Source organism: Vibrio gallaecicus, assembly GCF_024347495.1.
In the GTDB taxonomy this organism is placed as follows: domain Bacteria; phylum Pseudomonadota; class Gammaproteobacteria; order Enterobacterales; family Vibrionaceae; genus Vibrio; species Vibrio gallaecicus.
Window position 1 is genome coordinate 1,136,764 of sequence record NZ_AP025491.1, and the last position, 25,130, is coordinate 1,161,893.

At 41.5% G+C, this 25,130-nt stretch carries 23 protein-coding genes; 11 read left to right on the forward strand and 12 right to left on the reverse strand.

Annotated elements, in window-relative coordinates; all coding sequences use genetic code 11:
- Positions 1-52 precede the first annotated feature (52 nt).
- The 3 genes from OCU78_RS19990 to OCU78_RS20000 all read left to right on the forward strand — a co-directional run bounded on the left by OCU78_RS19990 (position 53) and on the right by OCU78_RS20000 (position 2,573).
- Positions 53-967, forward strand: a complete 915-nt coding sequence (locus tag OCU78_RS19990) for an enoyl-CoA hydratase-related protein (protein ID WP_137373812.1) — start codon at positions 53-55, stop codon at positions 965-967.
- On the forward strand, positions 964-1,911 hold the full coding sequence (locus OCU78_RS19995) for a hydroxymethylglutaryl-CoA lyase (protein ID WP_137373811.1): 948 nt from the start codon (positions 964-966) through the stop codon (positions 1,909-1,911). The genes OCU78_RS19990 and OCU78_RS19995 overlap by 4 nt, the downstream gene beginning before the upstream one ends.
- Before the next feature lie 203 nt (positions 1,912-2,114).
- A complete protein-coding gene (locus tag OCU78_RS20000) occupies positions 2,115-2,573 on the forward strand; it encodes a plastocyanin/azurin family copper-binding protein (RefSeq protein ID WP_137373810.1) in 459 nt (152 codons plus the stop codon).
- Between the two features lie 148 nt (positions 2,574-2,721).
- On the opposite strand, the gene OCU78_RS20005 is transcribed toward OCU78_RS20000, so the two are convergent.
- The 4 genes from OCU78_RS20005 to OCU78_RS20020 form a co-directional block, all read right to left on the reverse strand.
- The gene (locus tag OCU78_RS20005) at positions 2,722-5,412 is read right to left on the reverse strand and encodes an arsenate reductase (azurin) large subunit (RefSeq protein WP_137373809.1); all 2,691 of its coding nucleotides are present in this window, start codon (positions 5,410-5,412) and stop codon (positions 2,722-2,724) included.
- 1 nt (position 5,413) lies between these two features.
- On the reverse strand, positions 5,414-6,037 hold the full coding sequence (locus OCU78_RS20010; protein WP_137373874.1) for an arsenate reductase (azurin) small subunit: 624 nt from the start codon (positions 6,035-6,037) through the stop codon (positions 5,414-5,416).
- Between the two features lie 116 nt (positions 6,038-6,153).
- Positions 6,154-7,317 (reverse strand): cytochrome-c peroxidase, encoded by a 1,164-nt coding sequence (locus tag OCU78_RS20015; protein ID WP_137373808.1) that lies wholly within the window; start codon positions 7,315-7,317, stop codon positions 6,154-6,156.
- Positions 7,304-8,389 carry a cytochrome-c peroxidase gene (locus OCU78_RS20020; protein ID WP_137373807.1) on the reverse strand — a complete coding sequence of 362 codons (1,086 nt, stop codon included), beginning with the start codon at positions 8,387-8,389 and terminating at the stop codon, positions 7,304-7,306. Before OCU78_RS20020 ends, OCU78_RS20015 begins: the two co-directional genes overlap by 14 nt.
- A gap of 140 nt (positions 8,390-8,529) precedes the next feature.
- Here OCU78_RS20020 and OCU78_RS20025 point away from each other — a divergent pair, with 140 nt between their 5' ends.
- Complete coding sequence (locus tag OCU78_RS20025; protein ID WP_137373806.1) at positions 8,530-10,656, forward strand: HEAT repeat domain-containing protein; 2,127 nt, start codon at positions 8,530-8,532, stop codon at positions 10,654-10,656.
- Positions 10,657-10,683: 27 nt separating this feature from the next.
- Positions 10,684-11,070, forward strand: coding sequence for a thiol-disulfide oxidoreductase DCC family protein (locus tag OCU78_RS20030; protein ID WP_137373805.1), 387 nt, complete (start codon positions 10,684-10,686; stop codon positions 11,068-11,070).
- Positions 11,071-11,144: 74 nt separating this feature from the next.
- On the opposite strand, the gene OCU78_RS20035 is transcribed toward OCU78_RS20030, so the two are convergent.
- From OCU78_RS20035 to OCU78_RS20055, 5 genes are all read right to left on the reverse strand, one after another.
- A complete protein-coding gene (locus OCU78_RS20035) occupies positions 11,145-12,017 on the reverse strand; it encodes a DMT family transporter (protein WP_137373804.1) in 873 nt (290 codons plus the stop codon).
- Between the two features lie 55 nt (positions 12,018-12,072).
- Positions 12,073-13,731, reverse strand: a complete 1,659-nt coding sequence (locus OCU78_RS20040; protein WP_137373803.1) for a GTPase family protein — start codon at positions 13,729-13,731, stop codon at positions 12,073-12,075.
- A complete protein-coding gene (locus OCU78_RS20045; protein ID WP_137373802.1) occupies positions 13,718-14,815 on the reverse strand; it encodes a YcjF family protein in 1,098 nt (365 codons plus the stop codon). The genes OCU78_RS20040 and OCU78_RS20045 overlap by 14 nt, the downstream gene beginning before the upstream one ends.
- 318 nt (positions 14,816-15,133) lie before the next feature.
- A complete protein-coding gene (locus OCU78_RS20050) occupies positions 15,134-15,553 on the reverse strand; it encodes a VOC family protein (RefSeq protein ID WP_137373801.1) in 420 nt (139 codons plus the stop codon).
- A 196-nt stretch (positions 15,554-15,749) separates the two neighbouring features.
- Entirely contained in the window at positions 15,750-16,373 is a 624-nt protein-coding gene (locus OCU78_RS20055; protein WP_137373800.1) for a cytochrome b/b6 domain-containing protein, read from the reverse strand.
- Between the two features lie 146 nt (positions 16,374-16,519).
- Here OCU78_RS20055 and OCU78_RS20060 point away from each other — a divergent pair, with 146 nt between their 5' ends.
- The 4 genes from OCU78_RS20060 to OCU78_RS20075 all read left to right on the forward strand — a co-directional run bounded on the left by OCU78_RS20060 (position 16,520) and on the right by OCU78_RS20075 (position 19,814).
- The gene (locus OCU78_RS20060; protein WP_137373799.1) at positions 16,520-16,984 is read left to right on the forward strand and encodes a c-type cytochrome; all 465 of its coding nucleotides are present in this window, start codon (positions 16,520-16,522) and stop codon (positions 16,982-16,984) included.
- Between the two features lie 52 nt (positions 16,985-17,036).
- Positions 17,037-17,708: a hypothetical protein gene (locus tag OCU78_RS20065; RefSeq protein ID WP_137373798.1), complete on the forward strand. Its 672-nt coding sequence runs from the start codon at positions 17,037-17,039 to the stop codon at positions 17,706-17,708.
- A 30-nt stretch (positions 17,709-17,738) separates the two neighbouring features.
- Entirely contained in the window at positions 17,739-18,218 is a 480-nt protein-coding gene (locus OCU78_RS20070) for an enoyl-CoA hydratase (protein WP_137373797.1), read from the forward strand.
- 264 nt (positions 18,219-18,482) lie between these two features.
- Positions 18,483-19,814 carry an MFS transporter gene (locus tag OCU78_RS20075; protein ID WP_137373796.1) on the forward strand — a complete coding sequence of 444 codons (1,332 nt, stop codon included), beginning with the start codon at positions 18,483-18,485 and terminating at the stop codon, positions 19,812-19,814.
- 81 nt (positions 19,815-19,895) lie between these two features.
- Here the strand turns inward: OCU78_RS20075 and OCU78_RS20080 are convergent, their stop codons facing one another.
- Positions 19,896-20,714: an enoyl-CoA hydratase/isomerase family protein gene (locus tag OCU78_RS20080; protein WP_137373795.1), complete on the reverse strand. Its 819-nt coding sequence runs from the start codon at positions 20,712-20,714 to the stop codon at positions 19,896-19,898.
- A 178-nt stretch (positions 20,715-20,892) separates the two neighbouring features.
- On the opposite strand from OCU78_RS20080, the gene OCU78_RS20085 reads away from it, so the two are divergent.
- Positions 20,893-21,846 carry a LysR family transcriptional regulator gene (locus OCU78_RS20085; RefSeq protein ID WP_137373794.1) on the forward strand — a complete coding sequence of 318 codons (954 nt, stop codon included), beginning with the start codon at positions 20,893-20,895 and terminating at the stop codon, positions 21,844-21,846.
- Between the two features lie 137 nt (positions 21,847-21,983).
- Here OCU78_RS20085 and OCU78_RS20090 read toward each other — a convergent pair whose 3' ends face one another.
- Entirely contained in the window at positions 21,984-23,174 is a 1,191-nt protein-coding gene (locus tag OCU78_RS20090) for a benzoate/H(+) symporter BenE family transporter (RefSeq protein WP_137373793.1), read from the reverse strand.
- A gap of 89 nt (positions 23,175-23,263) precedes the next feature.
- Between OCU78_RS20090 and OCU78_RS20095 the strand changes: the two genes are divergently transcribed.
- Positions 23,264-23,824 carry a helix-turn-helix domain-containing protein gene (locus tag OCU78_RS20095; protein WP_137373792.1) on the forward strand — a complete coding sequence of 187 codons (561 nt, stop codon included), beginning with the start codon at positions 23,264-23,266 and terminating at the stop codon, positions 23,822-23,824.
- A gap of 107 nt (positions 23,825-23,931) precedes the next feature.
- Here OCU78_RS20095 and OCU78_RS20100 read toward each other — a convergent pair whose 3' ends face one another.
- Positions 23,932-25,125 (reverse strand): acetate/propionate family kinase, encoded by a 1,194-nt coding sequence (locus tag OCU78_RS20100; RefSeq protein ID WP_137373791.1) that lies wholly within the window; start codon positions 25,123-25,125, stop codon positions 23,932-23,934.
- Positions 25,126-25,130: the final 5 nt, after the last annotated feature.

The window sequence follows — 25,130 nt, forward strand, 5'->3', positions numbered from 1 at the left end:
TCCAGCTTTACGAATTCATATTTTGTATATGGCTCAGCTCAGAGGGATGGCTATGGACAGCAAATCAAACACATCTGGACACGTGATTTGTGATATCAACCACCAAGGTGTGGCGCTGCTCTCTATTAATCGCCCTGAGAAGCATAATGCGTTTAATGCTCAAATTATTCAGGGATTACTCAGCCACCTCTCCAACCTCGAAAAGAACCCGAAAGTTCGCTGTTTAATTTTACAAGGTACGGGCAAACATTTTTCTGCTGGGGCTGATTTAAGTTGGATGAAATCCATGGCAAGTAAAAGCCGAAGCGACAACCAAGATGATGCAGCTTCGCTCGCGCAGTTGATGAGCCACTTAGATACCTTTCCCCACCCAACCCTTGTGCGAGTGCAAGGGTTTGCGCTAGGAGGAGCGCTCGGGCTGATTTGTTGCTGCGACTTTGCGATTGCCCTTTACGACGCACAATTTGGACTAAGTGAAGTCAAAATTGGGCTAGTCCCTGCCACTATCGCCCCGTATGTGTGTCGTGCAATTGGGACTCGCCAAGCAAGGCGTTACATGCTCACCGCAGAGCGTTTTAATGCCGACACAGCGCAGCATATTGGATTAATCCATAGTGTCGCGCATGAAAATGAAATAGAGGATTTAACCAATCGCTTCATCGCCAGTGTTCTATTGAATAGCCCTGACGCACTTTCAAAAACCAAAGCCCTTTGTTTACACTGTGATGCTTCGCCTATTGAAGCAGAACTGATTGATTACACCAGCCAGCTTATCGCAGAGGTTCGAGTTTCTCAGCAAGGTCAAGAAGGACTTAATGCCTTTTTTGATAAACGGAAGCCTAGTTGGGCGGATGAGTCTTTTTCTTCTGAGCAGCCTTCTGCCGAATCTTCTAATGCAACATTCGAAAATCAAACAGGCAAGGTCGGCTTTAAGCTAGGTGATCTAGGTGAGCAAGGTGAACAATGAAAGCATCTCTACGGCACAGCCCCTTATCCCACTCATCAATGCCGAATAAGGTCACCATTGTTGAAATGGGGGCTCGTGATGGGTTGCAGAATGAAACCTTGGTCAGCACCGATGCAAAAATAGAATTGATCAATCAGCTTTCTGAAACGGGTCTTACGCATATTGAATCAGGATCATTTGTCTCCCCAAAATGGGTACCACAAATGGCAGATTCAGATTTAGTATTTAAGAACATAAAGCAACAGCCAAACATCATCTATTCTGCCCTAACCCCTAATCTGCAAGGTTTCGAAAAAGCACTTCAGGCTGGAGTAAAACAAGTGGCTATTTTCACTTCGGCATCGGAAGGCTTTAGCCATAAAAACATCAACTGCTCCATTGCTGACAGCATTAAGCGGTTTGAACCTGTGTTATCCGCTGCTCGTAAGCAAAACATTCCAGTAAGGGGCTATTTATCTTGTGTGATTGATTGCCCCTATGACGGTAGCACTTCTGCCGATCAAGTCGCTCACCTAGCACAAGTACTGATTGATTTAGGGTGCTATGAAGTCTCTCTGGGCGACACAATTGGGACTGGGACACCAATAAGAGTCGCCCACATGCTTGAAGCCGTGCAAAATAAAGTCAGCACAGAACAAATTGCGGTTCACTTTCATGATACTTGGGGACAAGCGCTCGCCAATATACATCAAGCTTTGGCTATGGGAATAAACGTAGTCGATAGTAGTGTTGCAGGACTTGGAGGGTGCCCTTACGCTTTAGGTGCCAGCGGTAACGTTGCGACGGAAGATGTACTCTATTTATGCCAAGGGCTTAGAATTGAAACCGGGGTCAGCTTAACGAAAGTCGCGCAATCTGGCTGGGATATCTGCCGGGCTTTAAACAAACAACCAAGTTCAAAAGTATCACTAGCATTAATGAATAAAGCACTCATAGCTAAATAACGAAGAAGCGAAAAACCGCCAACAAAGTAAACTAACAAACAAATAAATAAAGCCCGCACATAAATAAAAATAATACTCTTATTGACTAAATAGGTATTCCACATCAACAAAATAGAAACTAATACAAGTTTGCACTTTTACCGCGCTGGTGAATGATTTAGCATTGTTGCGAATAATTCTAATTACTAAGAAGAATACAAACGATGAGACTTTTTTTCCTGATAGTAACCATGATTCTTTCCGCTCCAACGTTTGCTGAAACCAAAGTCATTGAACAAGTGATGGACATGAACGTTGAGAACATCGATAAGATGTATCAGTTCATTCCAGATTACGTAGAAATACAGCCAGGCGATAAAGTACTGTTTAAAGGGACTGTGGGTTCTCACACTGCGCATAGCATTCAAGGAATGCTACCAGACGGAGCAAAACCTATTATGATTTCGGGTTCAAATGCTCAGGAAGTCAGCTTTGATAAGCCAGGAGTTTATGGCATAAAATGCAAAGTGCACCATCGACATGGCATGGTCGCCTTGGTGGTTGTGGGAGATCCAAGCGTAAACATAGTTGAAGCTCGTGCTGCGGCAAAGAAACGCGTAAGCCGTCGCTCACAACAGAAAATGCAAGATCTTCTTGATAAAGCAGAAGCGACAATTCAATAAATTGAGACTGAAATAAGTTGAAGTTAATACTCACTTCTTTCATATAAAAAAACAGCGCATTAAGCGCTGTTTTTTTATTGGCATTTTGGTGAAGCGTTGCCGCGTTAAATCTTGAAGAAAAGAAACGTTAAATCTTGAAAAAATAACGTTATACAATATTTCTAGGGGCAAACGAGAAGCCTGTAAATTGGTGTTTATATTTTGACTCACCGATTTTTTTGAGTTGAGCAACCCCCATCTTGAAGTTGTAATTGCCACTGATTTGATCAACAACTCTTGTGGTTAAAGCGTTTGCCGGGTTTTTCATGTCCATCATATTACAAAAAAGTACGCCTTTTTTCGTTGAACTACTCACAATAGCAACCGCTTTAATTTCAACACGATCTAACTGGATGTGACCATTTTTCATCAATGAACTAAATTGAAAGTCATCGGCTTCAACACCTAAAATCGTATCTTTAAAATTTGCGACTCGGTCTGAATACACCAATACCTCATCACCCGCTTCAATGCCGCGTTTAGCTGCATCTTCAGGGTGAATTTCAATCCAATTATCCGGCCATCGATTCTTAATGTAACTTCTGCGCTCCACATCATCGAAGCCTGACTGCCAAATCTCATTCACACGTCCATTGGAGAACCAAAGTTCATCGTCTTTTGGTGTTAACCATGAATAGAAATCACTGAATAAATCCCAAGGATGTTTTTGTAAATTGACTTTGCCTGTTTGGCTATTAAATTGCGTAAGCTGTTTACGCATAATGTTAGCCCCTTGAGGACCGTCTTGAAGCCCTTTTTTAACTAAGTCATCCCAACTCATTTCTGTGTCATGCAGGCGTTTAGTGCCAATCAATTCTTTGGTATCGTAATTGTAGAAAACCGGACCTTGGATGCCTTCTGTACCGAATTCAGCTAATTTTTGATGCAATGTTTTGTTTTCTGCATGAGCCGCCACTTTGATCATATTGTAATCTTTACGGCTACCGCGGCTGAATCGAGAAGACTCTTCAGCCACATCATTAGAATTCTGCCAATCAAAGCCGTCGTAACCCATTTTTTGTGCAAGATTAGCAATGATCCACCAATCTGGTTTCGACTGCCCAGGCGCATCATTAAATTTTTGATATAAACGTAAGCGACGCTCACCATTCGCGCGCATAAAATCTTCTTCACCCCAAGTGGCTGCGGGGAAAATAATATCGGCAAACTGTTTACCAATCGGATCACGCAAATAGATGTCTTGATTCACAACAACCATGCCACCTGAATCAGCTCTGCGTTTCAGCGTATCAATAATGTGCTGTTTATCTCGAGAGGTAACTTGATGCGGATTACCGTTTGTTAGCTCAACAAATTTATCTTTCAACCCATAGCTGCCACACATCGACTGAATCCAAGTGGTGCCAATAACATGCGCCATTCGAGTGTGACCAGAGTAAAGATAGCGATCGGTATCAATTGAACGGCGTCTACGACCTGCCACTTTTTCAGGTGATTTATTACGAGGCAATTTACCACCAGCGACACCGCCTCTTTGGTGACCACCAAAACGTCCGATCACTCGACCTTCTCGACCGCCCGTACCAATCACCGTTGCTAATGCTGAAATCGCATTAGTATTCCCCGTATTATTTGACCAATAGAAGCCTTTTTCGATACCTATCGATGCTTTGACTCGTTGACCATTGACAGGTTTAGAGAGCATTTCTGCTGCTTGATAAATCTTATTTACATCAATTCCAGCTATGCCTGCTGCGTATTCAGGTTCAAATTCTTTCTGTTCAAAGTTCCATGATTTGTAGCTTTCAATCCCATCAGTTTGAAACTTGCCCCACGTTGTTCTCCATTGCCATGGTGTATTACGTGTTCCTTGACCAAAGCCAGAGTCAGATTCCCACTTATTGTTTACCCAATTCTTTAACCATTCACTGTCTTCCCACTTGTTTTGTAAAATCACGCGAATGATGGCGCCAATCACTAAGTTGTCTGAGCCGGGGTTGATATCAAGATGCAGCCCACCTTGCTTTTTCATCCAAGCAATACCCGCGGTTTCCCGTGGGTTCAATATAACGGTTTTCATACCTCGTTGAACCGCAGGCATGATGAACTGAGTAAAAATGATAGTCTTCGTTTCGTAAGGATCAGTTCCGCAGATCATTAACGTATCTGCAGCTCCCCAGTCCTCATAACTTGGGGCAAAGTTATCAAAGCCAGCATCACGGAAACCAGGCGTTGCAGTCACATCTGATGGCGTATCATGAAATGAAAAATTAGCGGTATTCACGTGTCTTAATGCGTACTTAGTGATCGCGTAGGTATTCTCAATATATTGGTATGAGTATGTTTTTACGCAATAGCTATTTGAGCCGTGCGTATCAATCACATGGCGACCAACTTGCGCGGCAATATCTAATGCAAAATCCCACTCTACCGGCTGTAGCTGACCATTGATTCGTACCAGAGGTTGCTTCAATCGATCTTTAGTTGGTGTTTTAGGGTTATATACCTTTTGAGCTAAAAGCCCACCACGGATAGAAGAGTCGCCTCCTTTATTCACTACTTTTGCATCTCTATCTGCAATGATAACCACATGATGCGGCTTACCATTATGCGAGACAATATTATGCTGCTGAGGCGATACCCATGCTTGCAAAGTGCTTGTTGGAAAATCCACACCAAAGGCGTTTTGGTGAGCGAAAGCCCCACCAGATTGAGTACTTACCGGCCATCGATAGACTTTATAACCACAAGCTACAACGCAGTAATCACAAGCTGTTGTGATTACTTCTGCATTCGCGGGAGGAAGAAGTGTATGACTTAATTGATTATACTCACTCATTCTATGACTCCCAGCTCTTAAAGTTTGCTAGTTCGTTAAAGCCAGCTTTTTCTTTTGCCTGATCCGCATCTTTAGCCAGCTCTGTATCTTGAACTTCATCCAGTCCTTCAATATTTTCAATTCGCCCGAAGATTAGCCCCATAACACCAACGGCATAAATGTCGTCACCTTCGAGTTCCAGTAGAACTTGTGGCAAGCTTTCGAAGGCTTGACCAGAAACGATGATCCCATGCCTTCGTATGTCGAAGGTCGACAAATGATAAGGGCATTGCCCCACAACACGGTGTTCATCTATTGCCTTATAGTTACCGGTTAACGGCCCGCCTTGATGAGTACACATCATTGAAAACGCGACCACATCCCTTTGTTCACCAATACCACCACCGCAGGCAATATCCGTTTTTGTCAGCATAGCGATAGAGTTAGGACCATTATCAGGATATTGAAAATACACCGCTTCATGGTTAATTAACTGACTCATTTTTGCAATTTTTTTACGAGGATAGCCCGCCACTCTTCCGTGAGCCTCTTGCTGTTGCTCAGTACCCGCAAACAAAGTGATAGGTACCAAAGAAATGGCTGTCGCAGCGCCTGAATAAAGTAGAAAGTCACGACGAGAAAGCATGCACTTAGCATGACCTTTATCTGATTTTTCACCTGTAACCGATAAAGGCTCTGGTGATGTTTGAAATATTTGTGAGTTATGAATAGCCAAACTAGAGGCATTGGATTTTATCGACATTATTTTCTTGCCTCTAGGATCTGTTCTTTTGTATACATCGCTTCGTAAGGCGGAAGTTCAGGCTCTTCAATTGATATCTGTTCCCCAGAGAAGGCTTCGACAAAGCTAAGCAAATCTTGTTTCTCTTGGTCATTCAAGCCTAATGGTACGATTAAAGGTGACTTGGTTTGCGGAAAACCAGTTGAACGACCATCACTTGCGATGCCGCCACGGTTGTAAAAATCAATCACATCACTGAGCGTAGGGATCGCACCATTGTGCATGTAGGGCGCGGTATATTTTGTATATCGGATGCTTGGCGTTCTGAATTTCCCAAGCATTTCTTTGCGCTTCGCTCTGAAATACGCGCCTGGGTCAGCCTTAGTTTCTCGGTACATTTTTTCCGTTACGCCTTTTGAATAAAGCTCGAAGCGGAAGGTAATTTGCGCCAACTCATCGTCTTCCCACCATAAACTTGGTGGTACGCCAATGTTGTAAAACTTTTGGTCAGACGCGAGAGGTCCATTATGGCAAGCCAAACAATTGGCTTTGCCTTCGAACAATCGCTTACCTCGAATTTGTTGCTTGGTTAGTGCTGAACGGTCGCCTCGTAAGTATTGATCAATCGGTGTGTCTGTTTGCACTAATGTGCGTTCAAAGGCTGAAATTGCACGCCAAGCATTATGAATTTTCGGTGTGTCATCACCAAAGACCTGTTTAAATCGCTTAACGTATTCGGGTACTAGCGCTAAGCGGGCTTCCATGATGTCATCTTCACCATTACCAGCTACGGCACCTTTCGCAGCGTCTTTCGCTTGAGTTTCTAATGACATCGCGCTGCCCGCCCAAAAAAATTTATCGTAATACGCAGCATTAATAATGGTTTGGCTATTTCGCCAGTGAACGGTACCGGGATACCCCATAGACAAATCGTCAGGAAACCCCCAACCTTGAGTTTGAATATGACAGCCAGAACATGGGCTGCTAGTGTCACCGCTCAATCTCCCGTCATAAAACAGAATCTTTCCTAATTCGATTTTCTCTGGCGTTTGTTTGTTATCTAACGGGATTGGCACTTCCCCTAGTGGGGCTAAACTGTGTCCTGCATTCGCGAAAAATGGGAAGAACGCGCCCAAAAATAAAATTACAGTCAACGATAAACAGGTAGAGTTAATTCTTAGCATTTGACCAGTCCTCTGTGTATTCATAGCCAAAGTCATATTCTAACCATTCGTATTCATCACCGATTAACGGATCGCCTGATAAGGACTCCAAAAAAGCCACTAATGCAGCTTGCTCTTGCTTGCTCAACGACAATGGTTTCATCCGCTGATCTTTGTTCGAGTCTTGCCCTCCACCACGATTATAAAAATCGACAACCTCATCCAATGTACTCAACATCCCGTTGTGCATATATGGCGCGGTATAAGTCAGCTCTCTGAGGGAAGGAGTAATGAAAGAGCCTCGGTCCGAACCGTCTGCTTTATGAGTTTGAACATGAGCCCCGACATCACGCTTTAATGCCAAATAATCTTGTATACCCATAAACATATTGAATGCTAAGAAGCTTTGGTGACGCATAGGGTCGGTAAAAATATCAGGGTTCTCAGGCACGCCAGTATTATGCGCTAACCCATCACTGAATAACTCCCCTGTATGGCATTGGCTGCATCCAGCCTTTCCAGTAAACAAAGCCTGACCTTGAGAAGCCAGAGCGGAAAGGTTATTCAAATCATAAGGGGAGTTTTTAGACGTTAGAGTTTTTAAATATTCGGGCAAGGCTTTACGCACACCGCCATTGGATGGCTCACCTAGACCTGCTTTTTGAAACATTTCAACGTAGATAGGATCTTGTTTTATGCGCTCTTGCATGAGGCGCATATCCATATTCATTAGCCAATCTTCTGTAATATTTTCTCTTACTACATCATTTAAGTTGGTGCCAATGCGCCCGTCATGAAACCAAACTTCTTTATATGCCGTATTAATCAAAGATGGGGAATTACGAAAGCCATCACTGCCCGTGTAAGCAGGGCTTAGTGCTTCTGGATGTGAAAATCCATTTTGAGGAATATGGCAGCTTGAGCATGATATTGAGTCGTCACCCGAAAGACGAGTATCAAAAAATAGCCTTTTCCCTAACTCTGCTTTTGCAGAATCCACCGCTAAAGGAGGTAATTTGGCTTCCACACTGGCGCTCAACAATATACAAACACCCAGAATAGCCTGAGTAATTGCTTGCTTTGTGGTCTTCATTCCCTTCCCCATAATCATGCTACTATTGATGTTCTATATTATTCGGCTACGGTTCATCATTGATATGATGGTGATCATACAAATCTAAATGATATCCGTTAGTATTCTAAATTAATATTCAAGACCATGTTGTTATTACTATGATTTATGCCAGCCTCATCGACCTAACACTCAATAAATTACAACACGGTAATGAACTTGAACAAATATCCTCCGCTAATGCTCTCCACCAATGCGAAGAAGCCATAAACGCATTAATATCTCAGTTGCATAATGATTCTGAAGAAATAACTATTGGCTGTTTAAATGCTTTATCGTCTTTATCCAATAGCCCAATAGAGCCACTCATCAAATGCTTATCTTCGGCTCATGACCCAGACGTCAAATTAGCGGCAATTCATGCCATTTCTACAAACCACCGCATTGATGATGCAAAGTCAGCGTTACTTGAATTAGCAAGTGGGGACAACGAATGTTGGGACGGTGATTGGGATGATGGCATTGATATCGCTCTTGCCTCCGTCAATGCTTTACTCAATACGACACAGGGCTTTGTAGAAGAAGAGCTAGCTCAATTAATTACGCTCATTCATAGCGACCCTGAACCCGAATTAGAGCAAGCCTTGTATTACTTACTGGCTAAGGTTGCCCCAAATAAACTTGATGACTTAGTTGAACAAGAATGGAGCCGATTTTTATCATCTCCTTTAAAAACCAGTTTGGGATTATCACGAACCAGAAAGTTACTGAAAGCCTCCTCGAACAAGGTTCATTTGTTCAAGTATCTTGAAAACGATGACTTACTGATTCAAAGAATAGCATTAACGAGACTGTCCGATTTAGATTCACGAGAGTACCTGCAAAGCTTTTTAAGCATGCTATCCAGCACGCAACAACCGATGCAAGATATCGCTATTTCGACACTATTACGCTGGCAATATCCAGTCGCTCCCCAATACTTAGAGCCGATCATCCGCAATAATCATCCAATTTCAAAAGTACTGCCATTTATAACCAAGGAAAGCTTCTTATTACTTTTAGAACAATGGCAATCTGGAGAGATGAATAAGAGTAATTTTGCCTCTTTTCTTAGCCTAACAAGCAGGTTTGATTGTAATTTATCCGAGATAGTGAAGCATTTCTTTGCCGAGTTCGGACGTTTAGAGCCACAGCATCAAATAGACTCATTGACTGAGTTATGTCAAAGCCGTGAGATGCAAATTCCGGTTTCATTTTTACGCATGCATCTTCAATCACAGACTTTGGATAACAGCGTGCGTCTTTTACTGATAAAGAACCTAGCTTCACAAAACACTCCCGCTTCTAAAAACTTAATCAATGAACTTATATTTGATAATGCGTACATTGATTTTAAGTCGACTGAAAGATCAGATTCAGAGGTCAACAGTCGATTAGAAGAAATTAAGACGAAGAAAGCAGAAGTAAACACGAAAGATAATAACTCTGAAAACAGTAACCTTAGTGCGACAAAACCCATGTCTACACTTGCTGCTTTATCAATGCCATTAGATGAGAAAACCACCTCTCCTACGAAGCAGCCATTCAAAAAGTCCCAAAGAAAAATTGCGACTATTGAGAGCCTAACCAATCGTTCAAAGGTGATTGAGTATTGCGCCTCTCAAGAGCAGCTAATTGAATTATGTACCGCCGTTTCAATTGAGCAATTAGACGAAGAAGATTTTTTTGCCATTGTAAAAGCTTCACTGCGGTGTAACTTGGCATACGCCTCTATTCGTTCAGATGAGCTAGACGACTATGCACATAAACTGTTAGTTAATTCAGATTACCGTACAGAATTGAAAACGCTTGTAGAGTGGCTAGGACCAGTTCATTTACAAACTGAGATACCAGCATTAGTTGAACTCAGCTCTCCGTTGCTCATCTCTCAATTAATCCCCTTCATCGAGGATCTTGATGTACTCAACATTTTATTAGAGCATCCCTATTTAGGCGTAAAACAACAAGCGACCATCAAGTTAGAATCTCTTATGAGAAGCGATAAAACTCGCTATATTGAACTCATTCATTTTGCTTTAAGTTCACCAGACCTTCATTCGACGGTGAGTCAATTTGATCACACAGTAATTGAAGAAGAGTTGGTCTTATTGTTAAACACTCATCCTTTAAAGGCTCTGCAATTTATGGGGGATTTTGGGGAGATGAAAGAGAGGTTTGATCTTGAGATGCATCTCCATCGTATAAACGATTGTGGTGATACCAAAACGGCTATTCATAAAATTCAGTAAAAACAGTTAATAAAGGACGGAGAATGAATGACTCAGTTAACTATCTTCTATGATGGAACATGCCCACTCTGCGCTAAAGAAATGAATGCGCTAAAAAAACATGATAAACAGAATTTACTGAAGACAGTGGATATCTACAGTGAGGACTTCTCGGCATACCCAGAGATTGATGCAGAAGCTGCTAACAACATTTTGCACGCCATCAATCACAAAGGACAATTACTGCTTGGTTTAGATGTGACCTATAAAGCATGGCAATTAATGGGACGCGGTTGGATTTATGCCCCACTTCGTTGGAAATTAGTGAAACCACTAGCAGATTCACTCTACCTAAAATTTGCCCGCAATCGGTATAAGGTTTCATTTTGGCTGACAGGCACTTCACGTTGTGACAGCAACAGCTGTTCGCGGTAGTGTTTCTTATCACTGATTTAAGACCGATATCAATCTAAGTCTAGGTAACCCTCATCATAAACCTAGATTAACCGTTACCACATCACCAAGATTGCAGCGATTGCGATAAAAAATAAAGCCAGCATATCCTTTCTTTTTACGCCTTCTTTCAGCCAGAAAAATGAAATTAAAATCGTAAAGAATACTTCTATTTGCCCCAAGGTTTTAACCAACGGCACAGTTTGCAGTGACATAGCACTGAACCAACCGAGAGATCCGATAAAACTGGCGATACTGGTCATCAACACCAACTTAGGTTTAATAAACATCGCTTTTAATGTTTGGCGATCGCGAAACAGCATGAACAAAACGAGCATTACCGTTTGCAAAAAGATAACCGAGAATAGCACCCATGCAGCGCGATGAGGGAAAGGAACGTCTAACGTTAAGCTCGCTTCTCGCACCCATAACGATGTTAGAGCAAACGAAGTACTGCACGCTAAACCTATTAATGCCGTTTTTAAGGAAATACTGCGAATACCATTAGGGCAGCTCAGCATGAATACCGCTATTGCCCCGATAAGTACGCCAATCCACCCCAATACTGATAACGAAGTGCCAAAAAATAAGACACCTAAAAAAGCAGAAACTGGCGCTTCACTTTTTGCAAGCCCTGCCCCAATGGCAAAATTTTTCTGTTTAAATAGAACAACCATTAACCCCGTAGCCACAATTTGCATGACCGAAGCACCAATAATAAAGAAGTAAGATTGATTAGAAAAAATAGGTAAAGGTGTGGGTTGATACCAATGTAAAAGCACTAAATATGCCGCCGCTAACGGACCTGCCCATAAAAAACGAGCCAAGGTAACACCAACAACATTCAGCTCTTTACTTAATCGACTTTGAAAAGCGTTCCGCCAAGATTGACTAAACGCAGCCAAAACCGTGAAAAATACCCAACTCATACTATTCCTTTATTTTTGATTCCCTAAGCCCTTCATCGAACCTAACCAATTAAATCTATTTAATCACTTTCTTAATCACAATCTCTGCAATTTTAGGGCTTGCTACTTTTAAGGCCTCTGGCGCCTTTTTTAACGCTTCCGGAGCTACTTTTTTACTGACTTTAGCCATTCGATTAAATTGCTTTTTAATCGACGTTCCTCTTTTCATCGCCTCTGTTCTCTGGCGGTTTCGTTGCACGTTATTCGCTTCTGATATTTCATTAACGATGGTTTCCTTCAGCGTATCCACACCAAAATGAGCACGTTCTGGAGAAATAGACAAAGGCAAAGCCCCATCAGTAAGTAATAACTCCTGATTGTACTGTAACGCTTGCGCAATCACTTTTTCTTTAGCTGAAATGGGGTTAACCAAGTTAAATGGAGGCTCCCATTCAGTCAGAGGCTTCAAATTATCAACCTGATTGACCACGGCTAATAATTTTGGCTTTTTACGTGATACGTTTTTTGGGTCCGCGTAAAAGCCATCAAATTTGTCTTTTAGTTTTTTATCTAAATCACGAGCAGGCTGATTCGCCTTGAGTATCCAAAGCACTAAATCCGCTTGTGTCATTTCTTGTAGCATTGCCTTTTCTGTTTTTTCAGTGCCATCCAAACCTTTAAGATCGATAACTCTGACTTCGTTATCATCCACTTCCGCACTGTAAACGGTAGACGCGTCCGTAGAGGGTAATACATCGACCTCCGCAACCATTTCATTTTTTAGAATATTCACTATTGAGGATTTACCCGAGCTTGTTTGACCGACCAACACGACTCGGACCGGCTCTAGTTCAACAGCAAAACGCTTCTCATCTAACTTTGAAGCATCTGTGATTTGCAGGTCATCTTCTTCTAAACTGAATCGTCCGCTGTATAGATCAATTGCAACAGCAGCTATCTCATCTAATAAGGCTTCTTTCGCGACCTGCTGCATGTCTTCAACCACGCCTTTCGTCATCGACGATGTGGCTTGCTCTCGGCTTAGGTCAGACACCACCTTTAGTGGGTTGTAATATAAATTTTTAGCGTGATTAGCCCACATAGCCGCTTTAACAATTTTTTGACCTAATTCCCCATACTTATCATAAGCTTCATAGCCAGCTTTAATGTATGAGAGCTTAAGGTATTCAATGCCCGGAATGTTCTCTTTGACAACTCGCTTATATCTAAGACCCACTTCTTCAAATAACTTTAAGCCTTCTGGAATAGAGAAATCTAACGTCTTCTTACCAAACTCCTTTGCGACAAATTCAAGGATCTCAATACCAACTTTATCGAGATTGACCCAATCAATATCCGTTTTTAAATGTTCCCGATTATGCAGCTTCGCTTGATTCCAAATAACCAATTCAGCTTGAGACCATTCAGAGGATGCTTTAACAAGACCATCACCGACTTCTTCTCCTACTAAGCCATTTTCATTAAGAGCAGACTCTACCGCATCTTGGGATTCGCGATCACTCACGCGGCTTAACAAAAACAATGGAATAGTCGTCACTAGAGTGCTCACCGCAATAGCGATAGACAGCTCCAATACATACCCATATTTAAAGGCAAGAAAAAGTCCGAATAATGCCATAAGCAATACAGGCAAAATCGAGGATATGAGGATAATGCCCCAGCGCCCACCTGATAAATTGGAAAGTAAGTGATAAAAGCTTCTAATTTTCTTCATAGCCAGACGCTGCCTTACCTTTTTTCAATGATTCTTTATATATCGTTTGCATCTCTTCTTGAGAGATCTCAGTGCCTTTGCTTTTGTGGTAAAAGTAAAAACAAGCTGCTCGTCCCAAGCCATAAGTTGTTCCAAAGCTCATGGCTGCTGCTGCAACAGCGCCAACGGTTTGCCCATAACCAGGAATTAACTTAACTAACTGTCTCGCGCCTAACTTAACGCCATATTGCAAAGCAAAGCTGCTCCCAAGCGTGCTGACCAATTCTGTGAATGCTCGCTTATTCCATTCAACGCCATACTGATTGGCTAAGCTATGCAGCATTTTCGCTTGTATCGCTGGCACAGAAACAAGCCCAACGGCAGGAATGAGATCACTCGCGGAAGCACTACCTGCGTACCAAAGCACTTCATTTTCTACTTTGTCAAAATTGGCTTCTTCAACACTTGAATGTTCTTTATCTTCAATCATCATTCCGATAACAGGAAGGATATGAGTCAGTTTTTCAATCAGCTCATCGTAGTGATAAACCAGCCCTTCAGGCGCTTCAAAATCAACCGTCAGAGAATCAAACGTGTTACCCCACACCTTTTTCACTTGGCTTTCGTTGAAAGAAACCTGACGTTGGCACTCTGACTCTTCAGACAACAATGCGCCACTATGAACAAGTAGTAACTGCTTAATTTTCTTTTGCTTCTTAATCAACGTTAATGCGCTGAGTACCGATGATTGCTCAGGTTCATCGACTTTCATCACCACCACTAAAGCATGCCCTGCTTTACCTGTCTCATCGAGATCTGGCGTAGGGTCATATTCAGCCTCGCCTAACCCTCTAGTATCTAAGAAGCGCATAACTGGCTTACCTTGGGGAAACTCGTAGCTTTGAGCCGTCATTGTACATGGAGCAAAACCATTGCCGACTTCTACTGAAGAAAGCCCCGTTACGGATTGAATAAACGAGGATTTCCCTGCCCCTGTTTTCCCTAAGAGCCATAGCGTAGGTAGGTGCTGGCGCTGAAATTCATGAGCTTGAGTCAAGTCTGGATTTTTACTTGGATTAACAAATTCTTTAATTTGGTCAAACATAGGCAATAAGTATTAACCAGCAACGGTAAGAGAAAGTTAATAGCAGAATAGCGATTGATTACGAGGAAAGAAACAGGCACGTTCACTTTGTATAAAAAGCACATATTATTAACAGCCGAGAAGCGTATTTCATTTTTCAGAAAAACGGATAATGCTAAATAATTGGTTTTAAATAATTAACCTTCTAAAACAATTACCACAGATTTAGACGGTGGTTTAGCAGCTAATAAAAATAGCGAGCTGTAGTAGCTCGCCTCTTTGCATTAGCCGGTATTATCTAATAAATGGAAAATGACTCAGGTTGAGCCCTTCGTTTGACTAACCATCGCTATTACGTAATTTAGGATCATCCGTTAAGTATTCAACAAACTCCACTTCAAAGCCCGCGGGGTCTAGGAAATAGATGTTTTTACGATATGAGCTATCTGTACCATTTTGATAAATTTCGAACCCAGCTTCCGTTAGCCTTGCTATCACACCATCAAGATCATGCGTCACGTAAGCAAAATGAGCCAAACCGACTTGGTGACCAGATAAGTCTCGGTTTTCCCCTTCACCATGATCACTTATCGCTAAGTATTGGTATTCATCCCCGAAATGTAGCCAATTTCTCGGCTTACCTGACCATTCACCATGCCCCTCATCTCGTACATACCAATGTGGAAAAACAGCCTGGTAAAATTTCAGCATTTCTGGAATATCTTTTACGACTAAATTTACGTGTTCTAATTGGATCATGCTTCTCTCCTTAAAGTCTTTTTTGGCAACGTTTCTCAGCAACGAAACCAATCTTAATACTTAAAGTTAACTTGAGGTAAAGCGTTAATTGCCATTAATCTTAAATAAGTTTTAAAAACACTTTTAGCGTTACTGCCTTTAGGTTAAAAGCATCGTCCCAGATAAGTTTTTTGCCTGCTATCAGTTTTGTCTGCTATTAACTCTGCACAACGATTATTACAGTAATCGATGCAGCAAAAACAAACGCTAATAATGCGCGCCATTGAGAAACAAAATTAACCGTTCCTTCAAATTTTATTCGTCCCTGAACTCCAGATATCATCGCCCAAGTTAATGGCTTTGAGCGAAGTTTATAAAACAATACCGCTAAAACATGTACTCCAACCAATGCTGGAAGCACTTTTATCATGGTTAAGTGAATGTTCTCTAGAATTGAAAATACGGGATCTGTTAACCATATATCCGCAAATGGAAGATTATCGAGTAATCCAGCAAGGGCTAAACCGGAAACGCATTGAATGGCTAATGCAGACAAAAGTGTCACCACCATCCACCCACCTGCAGGGTTATGCCCAGCTTTAGCTTCCTCCTTTCCTTGTAAATACCTAACTACCGATTTTGGCGGGCGTATAAAATGTTGAAATCGGCTGGTTTCGCTACCAACCCAACCCCATATAAATCGCCAAATAAGCAACGTCATCAGCGCTAATCCCAACTGTACATGTGGTCCATTACCGGAGAGACCGGATGCCATTAATGCAATAAACAACGCAGCTTGCATCCAGTGATATAAACGAGTTGATAGATCCCAAACTTTCATAATTTAACTCTCTCTAGCCATTTCTTTCTAGCCGAATGTCGACCTCAATTTACGATAATTTACACAGCAATAGTTGCAATTGCAACTATTGCTGTGTAAATTACAGAAACTTTAAGATTGATGACTAATTAGGCAGTGAGGGTGATATGAAAAAAATGACAGTCAGGCTTCTATGTGTAACGACCGCTTTACTGGGCGCTCAAGCGTTCAGTGCACAAGATATGAACCAAACAGATACAGGCACAATTCAAGTTGAGCAACGTCAGCACGCTTTTAAACAAATTGAGACTTTTGTCGACAAGGCAGATGACACTTTAAATGGTTCAGACACAGATTGGGCTGCATTGAGCTCAATCAGCCTCAATTTAGCGAATCATAGCCAAGAATTAATGACAATTTTCCCTGCAGGGAGCCAAGAAGGAAGTAAAGCAAAAGACACAGTTTGGACAAAGCCAGAGAAGTTTAATCAGCTCATGAAGCAAATGAATGAGGGTTTTGCAAAGCTCCATCAAGCCAGCAAACGAAGCGACGTTTCACTGGCAGAGTTAGGGCTAGAGACCGCACAAGATACCTGTAAAAGTTGCCATCGTTCTTATCGTTCACGTTGGTAATCACAATAAACACAATAAACACAATCTAAGTCAGACCATTTAAGGAATTAAAATGAAAACTATAAAACTCATAACCTCCATTACCACCATCCTTTTCTCTACCTTCGCGAGCGCTCAAGATTATGCCGTTGAACTAAAGTGGAATACCGAAGATTTTCAGCAAGTACTCAATACAATGCCAGAGCAAAAAGCTGAGTTTAGAAAGCTAATAAACCAAGGCGAAATAAAAGATATGTATGTTTCACGCAGCGAAGTAGACGGTAACCCTGTTCAGCTGTTGCGCTTTGTTATTGCAGCCGATAGCGAACAGCAAGTACAAACTAAACTTGCTCATTTACCCTTGTATGAAAAAGACTTAGTCAACATCAGTAAAATTACACTTCTAGGAGCTAAGTGGTTGGATAACACACCTAATTACAATAACTACGGTGTGACAATTACTTGGAAAAACGGTATTGAAGCGCTCGAAATAGACCGCGTACTGAACATTGATTTACAGCGAGTAGTCAGTCTTAACCAAGCTGGTTTGGTGACTTCCTCGTACATTGATACTCAAGATCTAGGTAATCATGTCACAAGACCTATCTACTCTGTTTCATTTATAGCGAAAGATGCACAACACGCAAAAGAGCTGAGCCATCAATTTGAAGCCGTTACATTAGGCTATGCAAATATCGATGTTCAGTACCTTGGTAAAAAGCTTTCTCTTACAAACATCCACTAACCGATTCTGAAGTAATAGAGAAGCATAAATATGAATAGAAAAGTGATCAGATTCCTTAATGAAATCGGCACCATTATGTATGTGGGTGGCATCTTGTCTCATATCGTAATAGGTGCGACTTTGGGGCATGAAACAGCATTAATGGCTTATCATGTTGGAATGTATAAGGAGTTAAGCGCTTATATTTTAATTTTACCAGGCTTAGGGCTAAAGCTATTCGCAGATTTATATGACTATTATTCATCTCAGCAAAAACCTACGTGGCTCAAATTAAAACTCCTTATGCTAACTATTCTAAGCATTAATGCTTTTGCTTTTCTTGTTCCCATGATGCCTGAACTGGTTGCTCTGGCAAAAGCATCCATCCCACAAGGTGAAGTTAGCCAAGCCTACTTAGAAAAGGCAAAAATTGAACAATGGATAGGCATGTCCAATGCACTCCCACTTCTGGCAGAGTTACTGCTTGGTTCATTTAAAAGCAGCTTGATTAAGAACAGGACAACGTCATAAAGACTAAGAGAGCAGTAGAAAGGATTAAACATAGCTTTAGGTCACATATAAAAACAACCTAAAGCTATGTTCAAAAAGAACTATTGAACCTTAATCGAGAATGAAACCTCACTTCATTTACACTGCTAATAGGATACTGTTTAAGCGTGACCTTTTTAATAGCTCGCTAAATCATGAATTGTTCCATTTTCACATCAATAGCATGATTTAATTGACCAAAAGGTATATACATAATGATGTGTAATCTAACGTATGAAATAGTCTATGACGCTCAAAGAAATCCTTCAAATTCGTAATGTTCGCTACTTCTTAATGTTCCGAAGTAGCTACTTTGCGCGGTTCTATTACCCTATATTTACCTTGCTCTATTTAGACTATGGCTTAACTCTTTCGCAATTTGCCATGCTTAATGTCGTTTGGGCGGCAACCATAGTGCTAGCTGAAGTACCATCAGGTGCCTTCGCTGATACCTTAGGGCGTAAAAAGCTCGTTGTTTTATCTTCGATTGTCATGTTTATTGAAATCGCAATGATTGCAGTCGTCCCCACTGAAGATCCCAACCTGGTATTCATAGTGTTTTTGATCAACCGAATATTAAGTGGCTTGGCAATGGCATTAGCAAGTGGCGCAGATGAAGCTCTTGCTTACGACACGTTAAAAGAACAAGGCAAAGAGGAATTGTGGCCCAGAGTTTTACAAATCCAACTTCGAGTTGCTTCAACTGTTGGGATATTTGTCACTCTAATAGGCGCGGCAATGTACGATGTTAACTTTATGGCTAACCTCTACCATATACTTGGGTTAGCGAAACCAGAAAATACCCAAGATCTAATGCGTATTCCTGTCTATGCCACTCTATTTGTTGCAATGATTGCCATTTACTCTGCGATAAGCATGAGGGAACAAAAGAAAGTATTGCCAAGCAATCAAACCAAACTCGCAACCACTCTCACAAGCCTGAAGTTAACAGCAACCACCGCTAAGTGGGTCATCGCAACCCCTTACGTGTTCTTCATATTGCTTTACTACAGCCTATTCGAACATACCTCGCGGATGTTTTTAACAATGAACAGCCAATACTACCTCGCCATTGATATACCGATTATCTACTTCGGCTTTATTGGCGCAGGGATAAGTTTACTTAAAATTATATTGGCAGGCCAAAGCCGAATATTAGCGGAAAGTATGGCGCCCAAAACATTCATAGCTTTAATGGGCATAGCGACAATGGCTACTTATTACTGGATTAGTTTAGGTTGGTCTATTTACGGCGTAATACCGGCTTTGATATTAATATTCATCATCATGACCATGAATATTTTCATTAGTTATCACTTAAATAAAAAGACCGAATCACACAATAGAGCGACTGTATTAAGTTTCAAAGGCCTGATGTTTAATCTTGGATACGGCATAATAGGAATTTTGTATGCTTACTACTACAAGCTGGTATCACAGAACTACACTTCAGAAGAAATAGAACAAAACATTGATTTCTTAGCGTCGCTTTCTTCATTTTTCTATTACTTCACGTTTTTGTTCCTATCAATCAGTGCCGTTTTTTATTTTAGGAATAAAAGGAAAGCTATTTTTTAAGTCTTAAGCCAGCTAAGCGTTAACAAAATCTCACCACAGCATGATAAATAGCCGTCAGACAACGGCTATTTCGGGAAGCATCTAACCCTGTTCAGACAATTCAGCCGCGGTATCAACAAAAATACCTTGAATGTCTTTTGCTTCACGCTCTGTTTGTCCGCCATGTTTTAAAAATGCAGATATAATAGCGGCTGTTTTTTGCTCTTTAGCACGTTCTAAAAAGTAACGTAACTCTAGCTCTGCACCCGCGCCTTCATCTTTAATTGATGTTGCAATGATCTCTTTGTACATCACAATATCACGCACTTCTAATGTGCTAATCACACCTAAAGTCATCGCTAAAAAGTTATCCATTTCCGCTTTAGGTACAAATTGAGTAATGATGTTTAGGTTCTCAGCTTGTTGTGCTGTGAAATCGTTACCCACCAGTAGAGCTTGTAATGCTTTGTTTTTGCCCATTCTTCTTGCGAACTGAACAGCACCTTGTCCGCCAGTCGGAATATTTACGTGAATTTCTGGTTGAGCAAACGCTGCATTCTCGGTGCCGTAAGCAAGGTCACACGCCATAACAAATTCATTGCCGCCCCCACGAGCTACGCCATCAACCAAAGCAACAGACACTTGTTTCATCGCCTTGATGTTCATGATCATGTGGTTGAACTCAATTGACGCTGCTTGACCACCTTGCGTGCCGTTAATCACGTTCAGATCAAGATGCGCTAAGAAGAAGGTTTCGTGCATTGATTTAAACACCACCACTTTAGTATCTCGGTCATCTTTTAAAGAAAGTACATATTCATTAATTTCGTTGATTAGATTAATGGTTAATACATTCACTGGTGGGTTGTTGATAGCAACCGTTGCGATACCATTTTGATTAGTGATTGATAATGTTTTCATAATGTACTTCCTCTAAATCGCCTATTGGCTAGTTAAATATAGTGATGTTGAGAGGGTGTCCTCTCCGTCAGTGAGATAACTATAAGCAATCTATTAGGTGAGAAAAATACCGTTAATAGCATAAGATTGATGCTAAAATTGCACCAATGCTGTTTTTATTTATTCTCATGAGGTTCAAATGGATTTTTCTAATCGATTACTTTTATTGCTCGAAGTTACTGAACTTGGCTCTTTTACTAATGTTGCCGTGCAAAAGAACCTTGATCGCTCTGTTATTTCAAAGCAGATAAGTCGTTTAGAAGAAGAGTTAGGTGTCCGCTTACTTAACCGCACCACGCGCTCGTTATCGTTAACAGCAGCAGGTAATGAAATGGTGAGCCAAGCAAAACTGTTACGTGACTTACTTAATAACACCCACCGTTTAGCGCAGAACTACCATTCAGAGCCAAGAGGGATATTACGAATTACGAGTTCAATGATGTTTGGCCGTCAATACGTTCAAGATGCGATCTCTGTTTTTCAGAAGCAATATCCAGATGTGAAATGCGAGCTGAGATTAGAAGATAGAGTGGTGGATATTGTGCAAGAGGGTTTTGATATTGGCTTTCGTATTGGCAAACCAAAGAACTCCAGTTTGATCTCTCGTAAGATTGCCAGAAGCCGCTTACTTATTGTAGCTTCACCTGATTTCATTCAACAGCATGGGAAAATAGAGACGATTGAAAAGCTAGAATCTCTGCCAGCTACGATTTACTCGGCTCCCGGTTTATTCATAGATAAATTTAGTTATCTTGATGAGAACAATATGGAACAGCAATTTCAACTTAATGCCGCTTATAAAGTGAATGATGTTGAGATGGTAGTAAAAAGCGCGGTGGCGGGTAATACGCTTGCTGTGGTCACTGCCCAAATGATTGAGAATGAAATCATCGACGGAAAGCTTATACCGATAATGACGCATTTGAATCTTGAAGATTTCGGCACTTTTTACGCCGTATACCCGCACCGAGATGCACCCATTAAAACTAAGCTATTTATTGATGTTTTAAAGTCAATTATCGGAGAGGGTTCCCCTGTTTGGGAGAAAAATATACCAAATTTTGAACAACTTTATTCCGCGAGAAGTGATTAACAACTGAAATATGCAGTACTGCCCCGAAGAAGAGGTTCACTTGCAATTAAATAGTTATCCAACGCAGTAGTTATCTAACAAAGTAGCTATCCAACGCTTATTTCGTATTAACTGTTCATAGTTTTAGGCGGTACCTGTTATTGAGTCGACGAAGTGTCTTTTACTTTTATCTCGCTAACCTTGTGATGGTATAGCCAATAGCAAACCATCCCTATACATAGTCCCCAAAAAGCACTGCCTATCCCCAGTAAATTGACACCAGAGGCTGTGACTAGAAATGTAAACAGTGCTGGCTCGCGGCATTGGCTATCAGCCGTAGATACCGCTAAACAGTTCATTAAGGTCGGCATCACCGCAAGACCAGCAATAGCAATAACAACCTCCTCAGGAACCGAACTAAATAAAGAAACAAATGACATCCCCATCACCCCTGCTAAAAGGTAAAACACACCCATAAAAATTCCTGCTATGTAGCGTGTCTTAGGATTTTCATCCGCATTTGGTCCCATGCAAATTGCGCCAGTTATCGCCGCAAGGTTAAAAGCAAAGCCACCAAATGGCGCTAACAATAGACCTGTAACGCCTGTTGTTGTGATAATTTTAGACGAACCAACTTGGTAGCCATTCGCTTTCAATACAGCAAATCCCGGTAAATTCTGAGAAGCCATAGTAACGATAAACAGCGGTATCCCAACACTCACCAATGAGAAAAAATCGAAATCTGGAGCGATAAATACGGGAACGGTTAAGCCCATCGTCACTGCACTTACATCTAGCTTTCCCATCCCGATACACATTATTAAAGCGACGATGAAAATACTGGGGATCAATAAGTTTCCAAGCCGAACCCTTGCAACCATATAAATGGCCAGCATAACAAAGATAATTAGTCCCTCTTCCATGACCGATGTGAACAAGCCCAATCCGAATTGCAGTAAAATACCCGCTAACATTGCCGATGCTATCGACGTTGGCATCTGTTTAAGCACCCTTTCGAATATTCCTGCCACACCGACTAACGTAATTAACAAAGAACTAAACAAGAACACGGCAACTGCCTGATTCATTGTCAGCCCCTCAAGCGATGTAATTAACAATGCCGCGCCAGGAGTGGACCACGCTGTAACGATAGGCTTCTTGTAGTGTAACGAGAGCAATATAGTGGTTATTCCCATACCAACCCCTAACGCCCAAAACCATGAAGCGACCTGCTCGTTGGTTGAGCCAGCACTCATCGCAGCTTGAAAAATTATCGCAGCAGCACTCGCATAGCCTATAAACACCGCAATAAAGCCGGTACTGATATGGGAAAATTTTATCTTCATCATATTAATTCATTCCTATGTGCGTTATAACGTCCATACAAACAACTTAGCATTCGTGCGTTATAACGTACAAGTTATTTATTGAGAATAATATGCACAGAGAAATAAAAGTTGGCGATAATTTAAAGACCCTTCGTAAAGAAAAAGGGTGGAGTTTAGATAAAACAGCGAAAGCCACCGGGGTTAGTAAAGCTATGCTTGGGCAGATCGAGCGGGGAGAATCGAGCCCGACGGTAGCAAAACTATGGCAAATAGCGTCGGGGTTCGAGGTGTCATTTTCTAGCTTTATCACTGGCACTTCTAACAATGAGCTCACCAGTATGTTCCGAGATGCAAATGAGCTAAGGCGTGAAGAGTACAATACTGGTTTCTTCGTAAGCTTGTTATTTCCCTTTGAACGGGCGCTCGGATTTGAGATATTCGAGCTAACCCTCGCGCCCAATTATCAGCACGAGTCTGACCCGCATAACATAGGCGTAACTGAACACATCCTCTGTATTTCTGGTGAAATGTCGGTACTGTTTGATGATGAATGGCATACATTACGTGCAGGGCAAGCTGTACGCTTCAGTGCTAACCAAATACATGGCTACAAGAACATTGGAAAGGAAAATGCCGTGTTTCATGATGTTATCCACTACCCTGAAAAGTAAGCAAAGACTCAGATATTGCTTCTTGCAATATAAAGCGCCTTCCTTACCCCGAAAACAAAAAAGCGAGCACTAGGCTCGCTTTCTAATAATGTTAATTACCGCTTAGGTTACAGTAGCTCTACCGACTGTTGAGCAATTACAAATTCTTCGTTGGTTGGGATAACCATAGCCACAGCACCTAGAAGCTCTGATTTAGCTACAATGCCAGATGCGCCAAATCGTGCGTCTGCATTGGCTTTTTCATCTTCAACAAAGCCAAGTAACTTAAGGTTACGCAGTATTTCACTACGGATCGGTAATGAGTTTTCACCGATACCACCAGTAAAGATAACTGCATCAAGATGGTCTAATGGGATCATGTAAGAACCAATATATTTAGCCACACGGTAAGTGAAGACTTCAAATGCAAGCTTAGCACCTTCATGCCCTTCTTCCATCGCTTCTAGCACGCCACGAGCGTCAGAAGTGATACCAGATACACCAAGGAAGCCAGATTTCTTATTCAAAGCATCAAATACTTTTTCTTGGCTCCAACCTTTCTTCATTAAGAATTCGATGATGCCTGGATCTAAGTCACCACAGCGAGTACCCATCATCAAACCAGATAGAGGAGTGAAACCCATAGAGGTATCGACACTTTGACCATTGCTAATAGCACATACTGAAGCACCGTTACCAAGGTGAACTGAAATGAAGCTCGATTTTTCAACTAGCTTGTTAAGCATTTTTGCAGCTTCACGGCTTACAAAGTAATGGCTTGTACCATGGAAACCGTAACGACGAATTCCATACTCAGTGTAAAGCTCATTCGAGATAGCACCTGTAAATGCTTTTTCTGGCATTGTTTGGTGGAAAGCAGTATCAAATACAGCAAACTGAGGTAAAGACGGGAAAGCCGCCATAGCAGCACGAATGCCAATAGCTCCTGCTGGATTATGCAGTGGTGCAAGATCGGCTAACTTTTCAATTTCAGCCGTTACTGTTTCAGTGATACGAACAGTTGAAGTAAATTTCTCGCCACCGTGAACAATTCGGTGACCAATAGCCACTAGGTCGGCAGTAAAGCCTAGTGAATCCATTAACGCTACAATTCGATTAATTGCATGCTGGTGGTGGTTGTCAGGTTGGTCAATCGACTCCTCAACTTTCTCACCGTTATGCTTCCAGCTAATTACTGCTTCTGGTAAGCCAAAACACTCCCCAAGACCACTGACAATTGCATCACCGCTAACAGAGTCGATAACTGCGAATTTAAGAGAAGAACTACCAGAGTTGATAACCAGAACGAACGAATTAGACATTGGAT

What these genes read in the sequence shown, in the direction of transcription:
- OCU78_RS19990 (WP_137373812.1), top strand. Translation starts at nt 53, where the DNA reads ATGGACAGCAAATCAAACACATCTGGACACGTGATTTGTGATATCAAC.
- OCU78_RS19995 (WP_137373811.1), top strand. Translation starts at nt 964, where the DNA reads ATGAAAGCATCTCTACGGCACAGCCCCTTATCCCACTCATCAATGCCG.
- OCU78_RS20000 (WP_137373810.1), top strand. Translation starts at nt 2,115, where the DNA reads ATGAGACTTTTTTTCCTGATAGTAACCATGATTCTTTCCGCTCCAACG.
- OCU78_RS20005 (WP_137373809.1), bottom strand. Translation starts at nt 5,412, where the DNA reads ATGAGTGAGTATAATCAATTAAGTCATACACTTCTTCCTCCCGCGAAT.
- OCU78_RS20010 (WP_137373874.1), bottom strand. Translation starts at nt 6,037, where the DNA reads ATGCTTTCTCGTCGTGACTTTCTACTTTATTCAGGCGCTGCGACAGCC.
- OCU78_RS20015 (WP_137373808.1), bottom strand. Translation starts at nt 7,317, where the DNA reads ATGCTAAGAATTAACTCTACCTGTTTATCGTTGACTGTAATTTTATTT.
- OCU78_RS20020 (WP_137373807.1), bottom strand. Translation starts at nt 8,389, where the DNA reads ATGAAGACCACAAAGCAAGCAATTACTCAGGCTATTCTGGGTGTTTGT.
- OCU78_RS20025 (WP_137373806.1), top strand. Translation starts at nt 8,530, where the DNA reads ATGATTTATGCCAGCCTCATCGACCTAACACTCAATAAATTACAACAC.
- OCU78_RS20030 (WP_137373805.1), top strand. Translation starts at nt 10,684, where the DNA reads ATGACTCAGTTAACTATCTTCTATGATGGAACATGCCCACTCTGCGCT.
- OCU78_RS20035 (WP_137373804.1), bottom strand. Translation starts at nt 12,017, where the DNA reads ATGAGTTGGGTATTTTTCACGGTTTTGGCTGCGTTTAGTCAATCTTGG.
- OCU78_RS20040 (WP_137373803.1), bottom strand. Translation starts at nt 13,731, where the DNA reads ATGAAGAAAATTAGAAGCTTTTATCACTTACTTTCCAATTTATCAGGT.
- OCU78_RS20045 (WP_137373802.1), bottom strand. Translation starts at nt 14,815, where the DNA reads ATGTTTGACCAAATTAAAGAATTTGTTAATCCAAGTAAAAATCCAGAC.
- OCU78_RS20050 (WP_137373801.1), bottom strand. Translation starts at nt 15,553, where the DNA reads ATGATCCAATTAGAACACGTAAATTTAGTCGTAAAAGATATTCCAGAA.
- OCU78_RS20055 (WP_137373800.1), bottom strand. Translation starts at nt 16,373, where the DNA reads ATGAAAGTTTGGGATCTATCAACTCGTTTATATCACTGGATGCAAGCT.
- OCU78_RS20060 (WP_137373799.1), top strand. Translation starts at nt 16,520, where the DNA reads ATGAAAAAAATGACAGTCAGGCTTCTATGTGTAACGACCGCTTTACTG.
- OCU78_RS20065 (WP_137373798.1), top strand. Translation starts at nt 17,037, where the DNA reads ATGAAAACTATAAAACTCATAACCTCCATTACCACCATCCTTTTCTCT.
- OCU78_RS20070 (WP_137373797.1), top strand. Translation starts at nt 17,739, where the DNA reads ATGAATAGAAAAGTGATCAGATTCCTTAATGAAATCGGCACCATTATG.
- OCU78_RS20075 (WP_137373796.1), top strand. Translation starts at nt 18,483, where the DNA reads ATGACGCTCAAAGAAATCCTTCAAATTCGTAATGTTCGCTACTTCTTA.
- OCU78_RS20080 (WP_137373795.1), bottom strand. Translation starts at nt 20,714, where the DNA reads ATGAAAACATTATCAATCACTAATCAAAATGGTATCGCAACGGTTGCT.
- OCU78_RS20085 (WP_137373794.1), top strand. Translation starts at nt 20,893, where the DNA reads ATGGATTTTTCTAATCGATTACTTTTATTGCTCGAAGTTACTGAACTT.
- OCU78_RS20090 (WP_137373793.1), bottom strand. Translation starts at nt 23,174, where the DNA reads ATGATGAAGATAAAATTTTCCCATATCAGTACCGGCTTTATTGCGGTG.
- OCU78_RS20095 (WP_137373792.1), top strand. Translation starts at nt 23,264, where the DNA reads ATGCACAGAGAAATAAAAGTTGGCGATAATTTAAAGACCCTTCGTAAA.
- OCU78_RS20100 (WP_137373791.1), bottom strand. Translation starts at nt 25,125, where the DNA reads ATGTCTAATTCGTTCGTTCTGGTTATCAACTCTGGTAGTTCTTCTCTT.